This is a genomic window from Thiocapsa sp., assembly GCF_011390875.1.
Taxonomy (GTDB): Bacteria; Pseudomonadota; Gammaproteobacteria; order Chromatiales; family Chromatiaceae; genus Thiocapsa.
This window is the reverse complement of sequence record NZ_JAABRP010000115.1, coordinates 1-16202: the sequence shown is the minus strand read 5'-3', so window position 1 is coordinate 16202 and position 16202 is coordinate 1. Positions and strand designations below refer to the sequence as shown.

The 16202-nt window shown below is 64.0% G+C and carries 14 protein-coding genes; 10 read left to right on the top strand and 4 right to left on the bottom strand.

Annotated features, from left to right (window positions below):
• Positions 1-2495: efflux RND transporter permease subunit (locus tag GPT33_RS10925; RefSeq protein WP_296808655.1), on the bottom strand; the 2495-nt coding region annotated here is incomplete at its 3' end.
• 162 nt (positions 2496-2657) lie between these two features.
• Here GPT33_RS10925 and GPT33_RS10920 point away from each other — a divergent pair.
• Both GPT33_RS10920 and GPT33_RS10915 read left to right on the top strand, forming a co-directional pair.
• Positions 2658-2831, top strand: coding sequence for a hypothetical protein (locus GPT33_RS10920; RefSeq protein WP_296808653.1), 174 nt, complete (start codon positions 2658-2660; stop codon positions 2829-2831).
• A 608-nt stretch (positions 2832-3439) separates the two neighbouring features.
• Entirely contained in the window at positions 3440-4174 is a 735-nt protein-coding gene (locus tag GPT33_RS10915) for a pilin (protein ID WP_296808651.1), read from the top strand.
• A 294-nt stretch (positions 4175-4468) separates the two neighbouring features.
• Here the strand turns inward: GPT33_RS10915 and GPT33_RS10910 are convergent, their stop codons facing one another.
• Positions 4469-4819: a hypothetical protein gene (locus GPT33_RS10910; RefSeq protein WP_296808649.1), complete on the bottom strand. Its 351-nt coding sequence runs from the start codon at positions 4817-4819 to the stop codon at positions 4469-4471.
• Positions 4820-5017: 198 nt separating this feature from the next.
• On the opposite strand from GPT33_RS10910, the gene folP reads away from it, so the two are divergent.
• The gene (gene folP, locus GPT33_RS10905) at positions 5018-5854 is read left to right on the top strand and encodes a dihydropteroate synthase (RefSeq protein ID WP_296808647.1); all 837 of its coding nucleotides are present in this window, start codon (positions 5018-5020) and stop codon (positions 5852-5854) included.
• A gap of 36 nt (positions 5855-5890) precedes the next feature.
• Here folP and GPT33_RS10900 read toward each other — a convergent pair whose 3' ends face one another.
• Entirely contained in the window at positions 5891-6451 is a 561-nt protein-coding gene (locus tag GPT33_RS10900; protein ID WP_296808644.1) for a pyridoxamine 5'-phosphate oxidase family protein, read from the bottom strand.
• Between the two features lie 345 nt (positions 6452-6796).
• Between GPT33_RS10900 and GPT33_RS10895 the strand changes: the two genes are divergently transcribed.
• Positions 6797-8095, top strand: coding sequence for an META domain-containing protein (locus tag GPT33_RS10895; RefSeq protein WP_296808642.1), 1299 nt, complete (start codon positions 6797-6799; stop codon positions 8093-8095).
• A 142-nt stretch (positions 8096-8237) separates the two neighbouring features.
• Here the strand turns inward: GPT33_RS10895 and GPT33_RS10890 are convergent, their stop codons facing one another.
• Positions 8238-8810, bottom strand: coding sequence for a DUF3365 domain-containing protein (locus GPT33_RS10890; protein ID WP_296808640.1), 573 nt, complete (start codon positions 8808-8810; stop codon positions 8238-8240).
• 293 nt (positions 8811-9103) lie between these two features.
• Here GPT33_RS10890 and GPT33_RS10885 point away from each other — a divergent pair, with 293 nt between their 5' ends.
• From GPT33_RS10885 to GPT33_RS10860, 6 genes are all read left to right on the top strand, one after another.
• The gene (locus GPT33_RS10885) at positions 9104-10735 is read left to right on the top strand and encodes a thiamine pyrophosphate-dependent enzyme (protein WP_296808637.1); all 1632 of its coding nucleotides are present in this window, start codon (positions 9104-9106) and stop codon (positions 10733-10735) included.
• A gap of 21 nt (positions 10736-10756) precedes the next feature.
• On the top strand, positions 10757-11257 hold the full coding sequence (locus GPT33_RS10880; protein ID WP_296808635.1) for an indolepyruvate oxidoreductase subunit beta: 501 nt from the start codon (positions 10757-10759) through the stop codon (positions 11255-11257).
• A gap of 213 nt (positions 11258-11470) precedes the next feature.
• Entirely contained in the window at positions 11471-12799 is a 1329-nt protein-coding gene (locus GPT33_RS10875) for a phenylacetate--CoA ligase (protein ID WP_296808633.1), read from the top strand.
• An 81-nt stretch (positions 12800-12880) separates the two neighbouring features.
• The gene (locus GPT33_RS10870) at positions 12881-13321 is read left to right on the top strand and encodes an ACT domain-containing protein (protein ID WP_296808630.1); all 441 of its coding nucleotides are present in this window, start codon (positions 12881-12883) and stop codon (positions 13319-13321) included.
• Between the two features lie 410 nt (positions 13322-13731).
• Entirely contained in the window at positions 13732-15075 is a 1344-nt protein-coding gene (locus tag GPT33_RS10865; protein WP_296808627.1) for a phenylacetate--CoA ligase, read from the top strand.
• 106 nt (positions 15076-15181) lie between these two features.
• Complete coding sequence (locus GPT33_RS10860) at positions 15182-15982, top strand: DUF4412 domain-containing protein (protein WP_296808625.1); 801 nt, start codon at positions 15182-15184, stop codon at positions 15980-15982.
• Positions 15983-16202: the final 220 nt, after the last annotated feature.

Here is a 16202-nt window from a genome sequence, read left to right as displayed (position 1 = left end):
GCACCCAGGCGGCCCTGCATCTCGCCGACCACGTATTCCATCGGCCGCAGATCCTTGTGGTAGATGACCGGATCCTCCTGCTGCTGGACGAAGCGGCCTAGCTCGCCGAGCGGCACCTGTCCGCCCATCTCGGACTGGATCGGCAGGCTGGCCAGACTCCCGATCTCGGCACGGCTTGCGAGCGGGATCTGCAGGACGATAAAGGTCGGCTCCTGGACGACGCCGCGCTTGACGTCGCCGAGCTTGAAGCCGCCCATCGCCATGGCGAGGTTGCGATTGACGGCGTCGACCGAGATCCCCATCCGCACCGCCTTCTCGGCATCGGGTCCGTAGACCTCCGCTACGACCGTCTGCAGCACCGGCGGGCCGGGGGGCATCTCCACCACCGCGATCCGCGCACCCAGCTCATGCGCCAGCGGGGTCAGCATCTCGCGCGCGGCCACCGCCAGGGCATGGCTGCCGAGCGCGCGCTCGTTCTTGTCCTTGAGCATGACCAGGAGATCACCCTCCCAGGGACGCTCGCGCAAATAGTAGTGACGCACCATGCCGTTGAAATTGAAGGGCTGTGCCGTACCGACATAGGTCTGGACGGCGGTCACCTCGGGCATGGTGCGCACCTTCTCGGCGAGTCGGTGCACGACGTTCGCGGTGACCGGAAGCGCCGTCCCCTCGGGCATGTTCACGACGACGCTGAACTCGGGCTTGTTGTCGAAGGGCAGCATCTTTACCGGGACGGTCTGGGTGTAGAAGAGCACGCAGACACCCGCCGTGGTGAGGATGGTTCCGACCAGGAAGGCGATGCCGACCGTGCGGTTGCGGATCAGCGGCATCACCAAGGGTCGATAGACGGCGCTGACCCAGCGGCGCGTCTGCTCTTCGCGTCGCTCCGCCTTTTCCAGCGCCGCCAGCCGCGGACGAACCCGCAACGCGAACCAAGGCGTGAAGACGAAGGCGGCCACCAGCGAGAAGAACATCGCCGATGAGCCGAGCACCGGAATCGGTCGCATGTAAGGCCCCATCAGACCGCTGACCCAGCCCATCGGGAGCAAGGCGGCGATGATGGTGAAGGTGGCGAGGATGGTCGGATTTCCCACCTCGTCGACTGCCCGCACCGCCGTCTCGATGGTCGTTTTGCCGCTTTCGAGCCAATGGCGAAAGATGTTCTCCACCACCACCGTCGCATCGTCGACCAAAATCCCGATCGCAAAGATGAGCGCGAAGAGACTGACCCGGTCGATGGTGTAGTCGACCATCCAGGCCCACCAGATGGTGAGCAGGATCACGACCGGGATCACCGTGATGACCACGAAGGCCGCCCGCGCACCCAGCCCGATCAGACAGAGGATGGCCACGATCACGGCCGCCTCGAACATCGCCTGCAGTAGCTCGTTGACCTTGTCGTTGGCGCTTTTACCGTAGTCGCGGGTGACCTCGACATGGACGTTCGAGGGGATGAGAGTCGTCTTCAGCTCCTCGACCTTGCCGAGGATCTGGCGCGCGACCGTCACTCCGTTGGTCCCCTGCTTCTTGGCGATCGCCACCGTCACGGCTTGAGCCCCGTCGGCGCGATGTTCGCCCGTGTAGGACGGTCCCGTGAAATGGTTGACGATCTGTTTAGTGTCCTGCGGGACATGCTCGACCGTGGCGATATCGCGCAGATAGAGCGGATAATCGCCGCGATTACCGATCACCAGCCGACCGACATCCTCCGCATTGCGCAGAAAGGAGCCCGAATAGACGTTGAAGGCGGTGTCGCCGGATTCGCTCACACCCGTGGTCTGCTCGGAGTTGGCAGTACGAATGGTGTTGGCGATGCGATCGAGCGTAATCCCGTGCCCCGCGAGGCGCTCCATCAGGACCTCGACGCGAATCTGATCCTCTCGCCCGCCAACCACGAAGCCCTTGCCGACATCGGGCAGCGAGCCGACCGCTTGGAGGAGGTCGAGACCCAGTTTGCGTAGCTGATGATCCTCGACATCCTCGGACCAGAGCGTCATTGCGACGACCGGTACATCGTCCACACCGACAGGCTTGACCAACGGCATCTGCACGTCCGGAGGCATGCGATCCATGTTCGACTGGAGCTTGTCGTGGACCTTGACGATCGAGGCGCCCATCTCTTCGCCGACCTCGAAGCGCACGGTCACGATCGCCGCCCCGCGCTGGGTGGCCGAGTAGACGTGCCGAACGCCCTTGATCTCCTTCATGATCCGTTCAAGCGGATCGGTCACGAGACGCTCGACTTGCTGCGCGGAAGCGCCCGGATACTGCACGAAGATGTCGATCATCGGGACCGAGATCTGCGGATCCTCCTGTCGCGGCGTAAACAGCAAACCCAGAATTCCGAGGAAAAGCGCGCCGAACAACAGCATCGGCGTGACCGGCGTATTGATGAAGGTACGGGCAATACGACCGGCGAGGCCGACCGGCAGCGACGCGTCCGCCGAGGACGACGGCACGGATTCAGGAGGAGGCGGGGCGATGGGATCGGCCATGAGTCACTACTCCCGTCGTCCATGACATTTATCTATTTTCTGAATTGGTTCAGTGAATCTAGCCCACAAGCTCGGTGCCAACAAGCGGCGCATTGACAGTGCGTTAGTGTTTGCTAAAGTACTGAAGCAATATCACTCGCGCCTGAATCGCTTCTCATCGCCATGTATATCGACAACCTAACGATCGCCGGCATCGCCATCGCCTCGACCTATCTGCTCATGCCTCTGCTGTTCCGTCGCGAGATCTTTGTCGTCGAACAGGACACGGATCCGTCGGTTTCGGAGGTCCAGGGACGCGACCAGGGTATCGCTCCACGGCCGTGCCTGGAGACGTGATCGTCCCCCGCCGGCTCGCTCCCTAATCTCGGAACAGCCGGGTCTGGTTCACCCCACCGGCCAGAAGCGACGCCGGCGGTCTGAGCCTGGCCGAATCGTTCGGCATCGGCGCCATCTTCGTCAGCCGCGCCGGCGACGACTACGTGCACTCGGCGACATTCGCCTTCGAGGCATCGGTCATCGAAAAGAACCCGCACTGAGTCTTCTCGAGCGCCGACGTGCGTGCGACGCTACCGGCCGAAAAACGTCGTTTTCCATCACCTTCGGTCCATCCGAAGAACGAGGGCAACACACTCGCCCCAGACCCGCCCCCTCGAATCTCGCGGTCTGCACACCGAACCGGCATGCGACTGAGACCTTGGTCATATTCTTGCTGCAATATGATGGGGTGTCGTGACCGACCCGAGGCGCCGAGGGGCGCTCCAACGTCGCGAAGCGGCGACACCCCGGGATCGACGACTTGCAGTCGTCCTCTTCCGCCGGCCTGCCGGCCAGCGAACTCGGGCTCGACGCGACGATCCCGCAAGCCGCATCGAACCAATTTTGGACGAACGGATCAACGACGAACGGATCAACAATGCTCGCCTTTCACGAGGAGGCTGCAAGACATGCACGGAATCAATCGGAAGAGCAACAAGACGCCGATCCGGGGATTCACCCTGATCGAGGTCATGATCGTCGTCGCCGTGATCGGTATCCTCGCCGCCATCGCACTGCCGGCATATCAGGACTATACCGTTCGCAGCAAGGTCAGCGAGGGGATCGGCTTCGCGTCGGCGGCCAAGATCGCGGTGGTGTCCGCCTACAGCAACAAGAGCTTGCCCTTAAACAATGCCGAGGCGGGACTGCCCGAGCCCGAGCAGATAAATAGCCGGCATGTCAAGGAGGTCACCATTAATAAAGATGACGTTGAGGAAGAGCGCGGCGACATCTGGGTGACGTTCAATACTGTCATTCCGCAACTCAGCGGCAAAAGCGTTGTCCTGGCTGCTACGGAGCGTGGCGGCGCGATCGATTGGTGTTGTTATAGCCCGGATATCGAAACGCGGTATATGCCGGCGTCTTGTCGGGATAGTGAAAGGTGCGGACCAAAAAGCGAGAATGTCGTACCCGCCGTACCCGCCGTACCCGTCGAACCTGTCGAACCTGTCGAACCTGTCGAACCTGTCGTGCCCGTCGTACCCGTTACCCCCCCTGAAATCGTCGAACCCGATTGTAAACAAGCCGGCAAGAGCCAAAACTGCAAGGTCAATAAAGGCGAAGAATGCCCCAGCGGATATGTTGAGGCAAAGGATAAGGGTAAAGATCAGGGCTTCACGGTCTGTAAGCCGAAGAAAAAGTGATCTTCAGCTCCCGGTCGTCCGTCAGTGCGGCGGCGGAAGAAGAGGACTGCAAGTCGTCGATCCCGGGGTATCGCCGCTTCGCGACGATTGCCGGCGTGCGCTTTCGGTCAGTCGGATTAAGGTCCGATACGGCTAGGCAGGGCTTGCGGCGGACGCGGCCGACTCACGCAGATCCGACGAATGCCGCCCGAATGGTTCGTATGATTTTCCTTAAAACCGCGTCCCTCACAGTCCTCGTGGAATCCAACACAGTGAACCCCGCTCAACCCAGGACCGTGGCCAAGGGGACGCGGTTTAAGTACATGTGGGCGACAACCGTATCCGCTGATTTTGTCTCGGCTCGGCCCAGATGACGCGGCGGCACTCGTTGAAACCGAGCGTATGGGTCAGCAGGTACTGTCCCGGATCCAACGTGAGAGAAAACGCCTCGTTGCGCCCGATGCGATAGATCTCTTGGCCGTCGAGCACGACACGCATGGTAGCGAACCAGCCGGCCAGCGATCCGTCTCGATAGAGCGTGATGTTTGCGGCTTCGGATGGGTTCGTCACGGTCGGCAAGTTGCCCGACTGCCCACCCGTCGCACAACCCGTGACCAACGCGACGCTCGCGATGGCGCTGATCAAACCAAGCCTGAGACTGCTCATTTCGATACCCTTTCCGTTTGCTCCTCGACGCGGGCTTCGTTCCGATCCCAGCCCGAGATCCCGATAGATGCGTAAGGCCGAGTCCGCGTTATCCTTCGGGGGGAGATCCACGCACAATGCTCAACGGCCGCGCAACGCGTCGGGATCATGCACGCATCCCCCGCGCAAGGTCAAAACCAATCGACCGGAGTCAGGCAGATGAACAGCACGCCGTCGGGCCACGACACGCCGCCCCTCATCATGGGCATCCTCAACGTGACGCCCGACAGTTTCTCCGACGGCGGCCGTTATTCGGAAACCGCCGTTGCCGTGGAACATGCCCTCGCGATGATCGACGAGGGCGCCGACATCATCGACATCGGCGGGGAGTCCACCCGCCCCGGCTCGCAGCCGGTTCCCGCCCCGGAGCAAGAGCGCCGGGTGATTCCGGTGATCCTGCGCCTGCGCGAATGCGTACCCAGAAGCACGGCGATCAGTATCGACACCACCTCCGCTCGGGTAGCCGAGGCCGCGCTCGACGCCGGTGCCGACTGGATCAACGACACCTCCGCCGGACGCGACGATCCGGCCATGCTCGCCTTGGCGGCTGAACGAGCCGTGCCGATCGTCTTGATGCATCGTCAAGGGACGCCCGAGGCGATGCAGCAGGATCCGCGCTACGCCGATGTGGTTGCAGAGGTTCGTGACTTTCTCGCCGAGCGTATTGACGCGGCATTGGCCGCAGGGGTGATGACGGACAAGATCCTGACCGACCCGGGCATCGGGTTCGGCAAAACGCTCGAGCACAACCTCACGCTCATGGGCGGTTTGGACGAACTGGTCCGTCTCGGGCCGGCCGTTCTGCTCGGGACAAGCCGCAAGCGCTTCCTGAGCACCATTTGTCGGGAGCCCGACCTTACCGCACTCATGCCCGCAACCTGCGCAACCACGACCATCGGCGTCCTGGCCGGCGTGAAGGTCTTTCGGGTACATGATGTCGCCGGCAACCGCCAAGCGGCGGACGTGGCTTGGGCCATCCGCGGTACTCGGGGCTGAACGACGGAGCCGCTATCGCGCGGAGCGCGATGGCCTTCAGACTGCGGAATCGCCTCCCGGAACAACGCGACGACCGCTCTCGCGGATATACCGGATGCGGGCAAGCTCGACGTCGTCGATGGCGAACGCCTTGCCGAAGCCTTTCACATAGCGCCCGCGCTCCGGATGCAATCGCAGGAGATGAAAGTCCGCCAAGGTGCGCAAGGTCTTGACCAGTCCGCCGAAGCGGGTCTCGAACAGGTCAAGGACGCCCTCGTACCCATCTCTGTCGCGCGCGATCTCATCGACCCGGCATTGGAAGGTGAGCCGTCGACGCACGAACGGGTGCGCGGCCGCCGCCTCGTCCTCGATGAAGAGCACGCTGACCCGGCCCGTTTCGATCAGGTTGGCGGTGTGCGTCGAAAGCGCACTCACGAAGACGTAGAGGTCGCCGTCCACCTCCAGATAGGGCGCGTAGCTCGCCTCGGGTTCGCCGTCCGGACCGCGGGTCGCCATCGCGAGCGTCGAAAATCCGGCGCGAAACAGCTGAAGCTCCTCGTAGATCGCATCGAGATCGGGCGAGAAGGATGACGCGTCGGTGCTCGGCTCGCTGGACATGATCGGGGTGTGATTCTCGGGTGGATGGTGAATCGGCGTGACCGAGGCCCACCGGGTCGTTCGCGGGAGCGGGCTGAACCGCGCCAGCTCCTGCAGCCGTCGGAGCTGGCGCGGCCAAGCCACTCCAACAGATGACGCATACCGCAACGGGCGCGGTTTACGCTCAATTGCCGACCGGGCGTCTCGCCCTGGAACGTTCGGGGAATCAAGGGCAGAATCGCCCTGCAGACGGTGCAGTGATCGCTGCACGACCGCATCGCTCGGAACAATCCATCCGAACCGAGACTCGCGTCAAGCGCCGATCGGCCGGCCGAGCTCCGATTCCATCGCCCAGGAGACCGCCCGATGTCGCTGATCCGTCGCACTACGCTCATGTTCCTCGTGCCATGCCTGGCCTTCATCGTCGGCGCACAGGCCGTCTTCGCCGGGGCGCCCGAAGGCGGGGATGAAACATCGAGCCTGCACATCACCGGGGCACTGAGCTACAGGGCGCGCATCGCCCTGCCGCCGGACGCCCTGGCAATCGTCGAGCTCAGCGACCCGACCGTGCCGGGCGGGCGCTTGGTCGCCGAACAGAGAATCGCTCTGGATGGCCGCCAGGTCCCGATCCCGTTCGCACTCGTCGTCGAGCGGGCCGCGCTGATCCCGGACCAGTCCTATTCAGTCCGCGGCGCGGTCCTGTCCGGCGGTCTGGCGGCCTGGATCACGGACGAGGTCCCGCTCGATCCTTCGGTCGAGTCGCTCGATCTCGGGACCATCATGATGAGCCCCTACGAGCCGATCCCCTTCGCGAGCGAGCTCGTCTGCGGAGACCAGCGAATCCGTGTCGGGTTTCTGGAGGATCGCATGCGCCTTCAGGTCGGCGATCGGACCTTTGATCTGAGACAAGCGGTCTCGGGCTCGGGCGCCCGCTATGTCGCACTCGCGGATCCGACCACATCCTTCTGGGGCAAGGGGGATCGCGGGATGCTCGAGATCGCGGGCACGGCCTATCCGGAATGTATCCCGGTCGAGACCACGACGGCACCCTTTCGCGCCACCGGCAACGAGCCTTTTTGGAGCCTCGAGCTCACCGACAAGCGGGTCGAGCTGAACACGGACATGGGGGAGACCCGGATCAATGTCGCGCTGACCGAGCAGGAGCTGCTCGAGGACGGGCGCCGCTATCGCAATCTGATCGAAGACGGCGACCTCGTCGTCAGCATCTTCGACCGGCCTTGTGTGGACACCATGAGCGGCATGCCGCATCCCGCGACGGTCGAGATCCAGCTTGACGATCGCAAACTCGCTGGCTGCGGCGGTGACCCGGCCGCGCTGCTGCAGGGACCCGAATGGGTCGTCGAGGACATCGGCGGAGGCGGCATCATCGATCGTTCCCGCGTGACGCTGAACTTCGGCGCCGACGGACGTCTTTGGGGTCGGGCCTCCTGCAATACCTATCAGGGCGAATACACCCTGACCGGCGAGACGCTGACACTCGCACTCTCGGCAACCACCATGATGGCCTGCGCGCCCGCCCTGATGGATCAGGAGCGCAACGTCTTCGATTTGCTTGCTCGGATCAGAGCCTTCGAAGTGGATCCTACCGGCGCCTTGATCCTGAAGGCCGACGACGGGCGGACCCTGTTGGCGCGTCGCGGTTAAACCGCGCCCGTTGCGATATACGTCGTGTGTTGGATTGACTTGACCGCGCCGGCTCCGACAACTGTCGGAGCCGGCGCGGCTTAGGTCGGTTTCGGAAAAGGATCTGCGGACGTGTCGAGGCGAATCAATTCGCCCCTAAAGATCAGCGCAGTGTGGAAAGCGTGAATGCACCGCGAACGTCGCCCACCTCGTAGCCTCGCGCCTGATCCTCGGGATAGTTCTCCGCGAGGGCCACGCCCACGTTGGCATTCACGATCTTGCCGTGGCACGAAAGACAGAGCTGAACGGTCGGAATCGCCTTCATGACACGCAAGCGATTGCCCTCGTCGGATTCGACGACCTCGGCAACCGTCATGGTCGCGACATCCTCGCCGGCCACCTTGCGCTCGTCGAACTGCACCAACACCGCGCGCTCCCACGCGTCGGGCGCGTTCAATTCGGCATTGCGGAGTTTCAAACTCGTGCGGCCGACCGTCCAGCCGGATTCCTCGGAGATCTCGGCCGCAATCGCGGGGGCACGCTCCCGGCAAACCTTCACCGCATTCTGAGGGCCTCCATCCGTCATCGCCGCCTTCAGCTCTTTTTGCAGCGTCGTCCCAAAGCGCTCCACCAGCGCCTTCGCCTCGGCGAGGTCGGCATCCTGAACGCCTTCCTGCGCAAGACCGGCAGTTGCAGCAAGAATCAATGGAAACGACATGAAGGGGCACTTGTGCATCGCGCAGCTCCCGATCGATTGAAATGAAGACCCACGTCCGGGCGTTCCGGAGCGGCCGAGCCTATTGTGACCCGCGTTCGATGACCCGGCCAAGCCGGTCGCGAAGCCCCCTGGATCGACGACTTGCAGTCGTCCTCTTCCGCTGGCCTGACGGCCAGCGAGCTCGAAACGGCCAACCCGAAAGGGCCTAACCATGCCACCGACACGGCAATTGACCCACTCGGCTTGCTGCAGGGCAACAATGATGCGGATAATGTGGGATTCGTGACGGCCTGACAGAGAGTAAGTCGACGATGACGACGGCAGAACGGCAATTACTGAGCGGTGACGACGCGGTGGCCCTGGCCGCCCTTCATGCGGGGGTGCGCCTCGGGACCGGCTATCCCGGCACACCCTCGACCGAGATCCTGGAGACCTTCGACCGCCTCGGCGGGCGCGCACAGTGGTCGCCGAACGAGAAGGTAGCGCTGGAGGTCGCACTCGGAGTCGCCTTCGCCGGGGCGCGAACCCTGGTGACCATGAAGCATGTCGGGCTGAACGTCGCGGCCGATCCGCTCTTTACCGCGACCTATACCGATGTCGAGGGCGGCCTGGTGATCGTCTCCGCCGACGACCCCGGGATGGCCTCCAGCCAGAACGAGCAGGACAACCGGCATTACTCACGCGCTGCGGCCATTCCGACCCTTGAGCCCATCGATTCTCAGCAGGCTTACGATTTCACTTTTTTGGCGTTCGAGATCTCCGAGCGCTGGAAGATCCCGGTCCTGCTGCGGATCACCACGCGGGTCTGTCATTCCAAGACCATCGTGGAGCCGCGTGCGCCGGTCTCGGATTTGGCCGATCCGTCCTTCGAGCGCAAGATCCCGACGCGCGTCATGATCCCCGCCTACGCCAAGCCGGCACATCATCGCCTGCGCGCCAAGCTCGCCGAGATCGCCGCCTGGAACGAGGCCGAGGGCCCGATCCGGCTGGATGTCGGCAACGCCGAGCTCGGGGTCATTTCGACCGGGATCTGTGCCGTGCATGCACGCGAGGCGGCCCCGGAGGCAAGCCATCTGACCCTGGGCATGACCTATCCGCTGCCGATGGAGCGCATCCGCGCCTTCGCCGAAGGGGTGGAGCGTCTCCTCGTCATCGATGAGGGCGATCCCGTCTTGGTCGACGCGCTTCGCGCCGCCGGCATCGCGGCCGAAGGCAAACCCGAGATGTATCGCTTCGGCGAGCTGGATGTCGCACGCGTGCGCCGCATCCTGGTCGGGGACACCAGCCCGGAGCCCGTCCCGCCCAAGGGCAAGCCGCCCGAGCTCTGTCAGGGCTGCGCCCACCGCGAGGTGTTCCAAGCGCTCGGGGAGCTCGGCTGTATCGTCTCCGGGGACATCGGCTGCTACACCCTCGGCGTCCTTCCGCCCTTCTCGGCGATGGATACCTGCGTCTGCATGGGCGCGAGCATCGGCGTCGGCTTGGGTCTGCGCCATGTGCTGCCCGAGGATCAGGCGCGACGCGTGGTCAGCGTGATCGGGGACTCGACCTTCGTGCATTCCGGCCTCACCGGGATCGCCGAAATGGTCTACAACCCGCCGGCGACGGGCCATCTGGTGATGATCCTCGACAACGGCACGACCGCGATGACCGGCCTTCAGGAGCATCCGGGGACCGGACGCCTGCTCGATCACTCCACGACCAACAAGCTCAGCTTCGAGGGCATCGCGCGCGCCATGGGCGTGCAGAACGTGCAGGTCGTGGAGACGACGGACAAGAGCGTCTCGCTGAAGGACGTCATCGCCGAGCTGCTCGCCAAACCCGAGACCTCGCTCCTGATCACCCGCCAGCCCTGCGTCCTGGCCGCACCCAAGATCCGCTTCTACGACAAGGCCGCGGCCGAGTCGGCGCGTGGGCAGACCTGCTCCGCAGATATCGCGGACTGAATTCAGATCGGAGAGACACTGATGGAGAAGGTGAAGAACATCGTCATCGCCGGACTCGGCGGCCAGGGGGTCCTCACGGCCTCCGATATGCTTGCCGAGGCGGCGTTTCGTGCCGGATTCGATGTCAAGAAGAGCGAGCTGCACGGCATGAGCCAGCGCGGCGGCTCGGTGAGCAGCGACGTGCGCTACGGCGAGCAGGTCCTCAGCCCGATGGTCCCGGCCGGGGAGGCGGACGTCCTGCTGGTCCTGGAAGCGACCCAGATCGAGATCAATCGCCCGATGCTGCGCACCGGGGGGGTCCTGATCGATCCGGGCCTGCTGCCGGAAGGCGCTCTCAAGAACAAAAAGAGCCTCAATGTCGCCCTGCTCGGCGCCGTCTCCACGGTGCTGGACATCCCCCAAGAGCACTGGATGGCGGCCATCTACGCCAATCTGGCCGAGAAGCTCCACAAGGTCAACGACCAGGCCTTCGCATTGGGTCGCGAGGCCGCGCTCAAGGGCTCGATCGCCCGACACCATTAAACCGCGCTAAACCGCGTCCAGAGCGAAATGCGTGGTTTTCATTGTACGTTTGGCTCCGGAGATATCCTTGATCCCGGTGAGACGCGGTTTAGAATTTAAAATTTCTTTTAATACTTCAAACCGCGCCACCTCCAACAATCGTCGAGTCTGCCAGGCCGATCCCATCCCAAAACATCACAAACCGCGCCGGGCGCGGTTTAAGCGAGGACCAAGATGCTGACAGAGCTCTGGAACGACGCCGAGGGCGGTTTTCACCCGGCCAGCGCGCCCGACTTCCTGCCGAAGACGGCGCTCGTACAGGTGCAGCTGCGACGGCTGCGCGCGGTCGTGTCGCTTGCCTACGACAATGTCGCGCTCTTTCGCGCACGGATGGAAGAGCGCGGCCTGACCCCGGACTCGATCCAACGGCTCGACGACATCCAGCAGCTCCCCTTCACGGTCAAGGCCGACCTGCGCGACACCTATCCCTTCGGCCTCTTCGCCACGCCCATGAGCGACGTGGTCCGGCTGCATGCCTCTTCCGGCACCACCGGCAAGCCGATCGTCGTCGCCTACACCCGCGAGGACGTCGGCGTCTGGTCCGAAGTCATGGCGCGCACCCTCGCCTGTTGCGGGCTGCACCGCGGCGACATCCTGCAAAACGCCTTCGGCTACGGGCTCTTCACCGGCGGACTCGGCGCCCACTACGGCGCGGAGGCCCTCGGGGCGACCGTCGTCCCCATCTCGGGCGGCAACAGCGACCGCCAAATCATGCTGATCCGCGACTTCGGCGTCTCCGCACTCTGCTGCACCCCGAGCTATTTCACCTATCTGATCGAGCGCGCCGCGGAGCTGGGCGTAGATCTGCGCGCGCTTCCCTTGCGCGCCGGCATCTTCGGGGCCGAGCCTTGGACCGACGGGATGCGCGATCACATCGAGGCCGCCGCCGGCATCAAGGCCTACGACATCTACGGTCTGTCCGAGATCATCGGCCCCGGCGTGGCGAGCGAATGCTCGGCCCAAGAGGGTCTGCACATCTTCGAGGATCATTTCTATCCCGAGATCATCGACCCGGAGACGGGCGAGGCCCTGCCCGACGGCGAGGAAGGCGAGCTGGTGCTCACCACCCTGAGCAAGAAGGCAATGCCGATGATCCGCTACCGGACACGCGACATCACCTCGCTGATCAGCGAGCCCTGCGAATGCGGGCGCACCATCCGACGCATGCGGCGCATCGGGCGGCGCTCGGACGACATGTTCATCATCCGCGGCGTGAACGTCTTCCCGTCCCAGGTCGAGGCGGCCCTACTGGCGGTCGAGGGCACGCTCCCGCACTACCAGATCATCCTCACCCGCGATCAGGGTCTCGACCAGATGACGGTCGAGGTCGAGGTGACGCCCGAGGTCTTCAGCGACAAGATCCGCGCACTCGAGGACGTTCGTGCGCGTCTGGCCAAGGCAATCGAGCACATCCTCGGCATCCGCGTCGGACTGCGTTTGGTGGAGCCGCGCAGCATCGCGCGCAGCGAGGGGAAGGCGAAGCGGGTGATTGATCGGCGCTGAATCGCGTCCCTTGAGCCGCTCGGATGACTCGGCCGCCGAACAAACCACTCAAGTAATCAGAAGACCACGGGGACGCGAAGCATGAAGCTGCAACAACTCTCGCTCTTTCTGGAGAACCGCCCGGGACGCCTCGGTGCGCCTCTGGAGGCGATCGCGAAGGAAGGCATCAATATCCTGACGCTCTCGCTCGCGGATACCGCACAGTTCGGCATCCTGCGCCTGATCGTCCGTGAATGGGACAAGGCCAAGCAGGTCTTGGAGGACGCCGGATGGGTGGTCAACCTGACCGAGGTGGTCGCGGTCGATGTGCTCGATCGGCCGGGCGGCCTCGCCGATGCGCTGGCGGTTCTGGAAGGTGCCGGACTGAACATCGAGTACATGTATGCCTTCTCGGTGCGGCGCGACGACAAGGCGATCCTAATCTTCCGCTTCGAGGATCCCGATCGGGCGATCCAGGTTCTGGTGGAGAAGGGGCTGCATGTGGTGGATGGGGATGAGCTGCTGAGCGTTGTCTCCGGCTGAACCACGTCCCTTTGGGATATGCACTCTCGTCGAGTGGGGTCGCGCTTGCGTGAATCTGCGGCCGCGGCGGCAGACGCGGTTCAGGATGTTCGATCGATTGCGGGATGAGGTTGGGTGAACAAGCGCAGCGCAGTCCATCGGACACCCGCGTTCATTAGACCGGCCACCAACCTTTAGCGACTCGTGACACCCGCTCCGTGGTGTCGCGCATGCCCTGTGGCGCTCGGCGCCAAGTGCCGCAATGGCCGCAGATATAAGACAAGGCCCGCCGGACGGTGGCACGGAGATCAGCGGACGTCGCGTTTACCCGTGCTCCCTGCCCGGCCCCTGGCTCGAGCTTCGGGCTTGAATATCGATTATCGGCTCGGCAGGTTCCGCGCCGGGGCACACTTATCAACGGATCGAGGATCATGGCCGCGCAGACTCATCAGGCCCATCGGCACGCCGAACACCGCATCTGGGATCCGGATGCCGAGACCCTGCCGCGTGACGGAATCGAGGCGATGCAGCTCGAGCGTTTGCGCGAGCTGGTGGCGCGGGTCGCCCGGGTGCCCTTCTACCGCGATCACTTCGCCCATCGCGAGATCGGGACGCACAGCATCCGCTCGCTCGCCGACGTGCGTCGTCTCCCCTTGACCACCAAGGACGATCTGCGCCGCCAGCAGCCGCTCGGATTCCTGGCCGTACCGCGCAAGGATCTGGCCCGCATCCACGGATCCTCCGGGACGACCGGGCGGCCCACCTTCGTCGCCTATACGGCGCGTGATCTCGAAACCTGGTCGAATCTCTGCGCGCGCTTCCTGGTCGCCGGCGGGCTCAGGCCCGAGCACACCGCTCAGGTCGCCTTCGGCTACGGCCTCTTCACCGGCGGCTTCGGACTGCACTACGGCATCGAGCGTGTCGGCGCGGCCATCATCCCGGCGGCGGCGGGCAACACGCGTCGCCAGATCGAGATCATGCGCGACCTGGATCCCGAGGTCCTGATCTGTACCCCGAGCTATGCCCTGACTATCGCGGATTCGGCGCGCGAGCTGGGGATCGATCCGCGCTCTCTACCGATCCGCTTCGGCCATTTCGGCGGCGAGCCCTGGACCGAGGACATGCGGCGCGAGATCGAGGATCAGCTCGACATCGCCGCCTTCAACAATTACGGTCTCTCCGAGGTGATCGGTCCCGGCGTCAGCGGGGAGTGCCCCGAGCGCACCGGGATGCACATCCAGGAGGATCATTTCCTGGTCGAGTGTCTGGACCCGGAGACCCTGGAGCCGGTGCCGGAAGGCGAGCCCGGCGAGCTGGTGATCAGCACGCTCACCCGCGAGGCGATGCCGCTGATCCGTTATCGCACGCGCGACATCGCGCGCCTCTATCGGGAGCCTTGTGCCTGCGGGCGACGTACGACGCGCATGAGCCGCGTCACCGGGCGCACCGACGACATGCTGATCATCCGCGGCGTCAACGTCTTCCCCTCCCAGATCGAGGAGGCGCTGCTGCGTGTGGAGGGCACCACGCCGCACTATCTCATCGAGGTCTCCCGACCCGGCACGCTCGACGAGGTTCACGTCAAGGTCGAGATCCGACCCGAGCTCTTCTCCGACCGGATGGACCGCATGCAGGCGCTCTGCGAGCGAATCAGCCGCGAGATCAACACGGTCGCCGGCATCCGCGCCCATGTCGACCTGGTCGAGCCGCGCAGCATCGAGCGCTTCGTCGGCAAGGCCAAGCGGGTGCTCGACCGACGCAATCTGGGCGAATAGTCCTATCCGGACGCGCGCTCCATCGATTACCCTGTTTGCGCGTTTGGACGCCTGCGCCGTCGTTTCGGCGCATCGAAAACAATCCAGTCACCGCAGAGGAATAAGCATGATGAATCAGCAAGGCTCGAGCATCGGGCGTCAGCCGGTCATGACCCGTCGTCTCGGGCTCGCCCTCGCTTTGGCGGCACTGCTGCCGGTGTCCGCAGCGATCGCGGACGACGAGGGTTATTACGTCGAGACGATCAATCGCAGCTCGGGTGTTATGGGAGAAGCGGCGAGCGAAGACCTGTCCAAGACCTACCTGGCCTACGATAAGATGAAGGTAGTCAACGAGGGCCCCGATGCCACCGACATGATCATGGATCCGACGGCCGGCACCATCGTCTTCATCAATCACGCCGAGAAGGAGTATCTCCCGATCGACGTCAAGTCCGTGATGGAGAGCATGTCGGGCCCGGCCGCCGAGCAGATGCGCGCCATGATGGGCGAGATGACCGTAAAGGTCGAGGCGACCGGCGAGACCAAGAAGATCGGGGACTGGGACACCAAACAGTATCGGGTCACCAAAACCGGCATGATGGGTGTGGATCAAGAGATCTGGGCAACCGAGGACGTGGACCTCGACGTGACCCGCTACACCGACATGATGAGCCTCTCCGGCCCCGGCGGCATGCTGGCCAATTCACCGGCCGGCGTCGCCCAGCGTGAAGAGATGAGCAAGATCAAGGGCTATCCCATCCTGACCAAGACCAAGATGGAGATGATGGGCACCACGATGGAGACCGAGACCGAGGTCACCGTGATTCGCAAGGAGGCCATCCCTGCCGACATCTTCGAGATCCCGCAGGGCTACGGCGAGCGCGACATGTCGATGCAGATGCCTCCGCCGGGCGCTGGACATCCCTAATCCAGTAAGGCCCGGTCGAGCGAGCATCGCCGGGCCGGCGTCTACCCCGACCGAGCAACCTCGAGGGTTGCCTTCGGCCGGGGCCTCGCTCATCCCCCGCGTGATCCCGAATTCGGACCGAAGCGTCGACCCGAGGCGAGTTCAGGTCAAGCGTTGAAACATGTCAGGCGCGACATCCGCAGATGTCGCTCCATCCCTGCAAACGTGCGTCAGTTGGTCA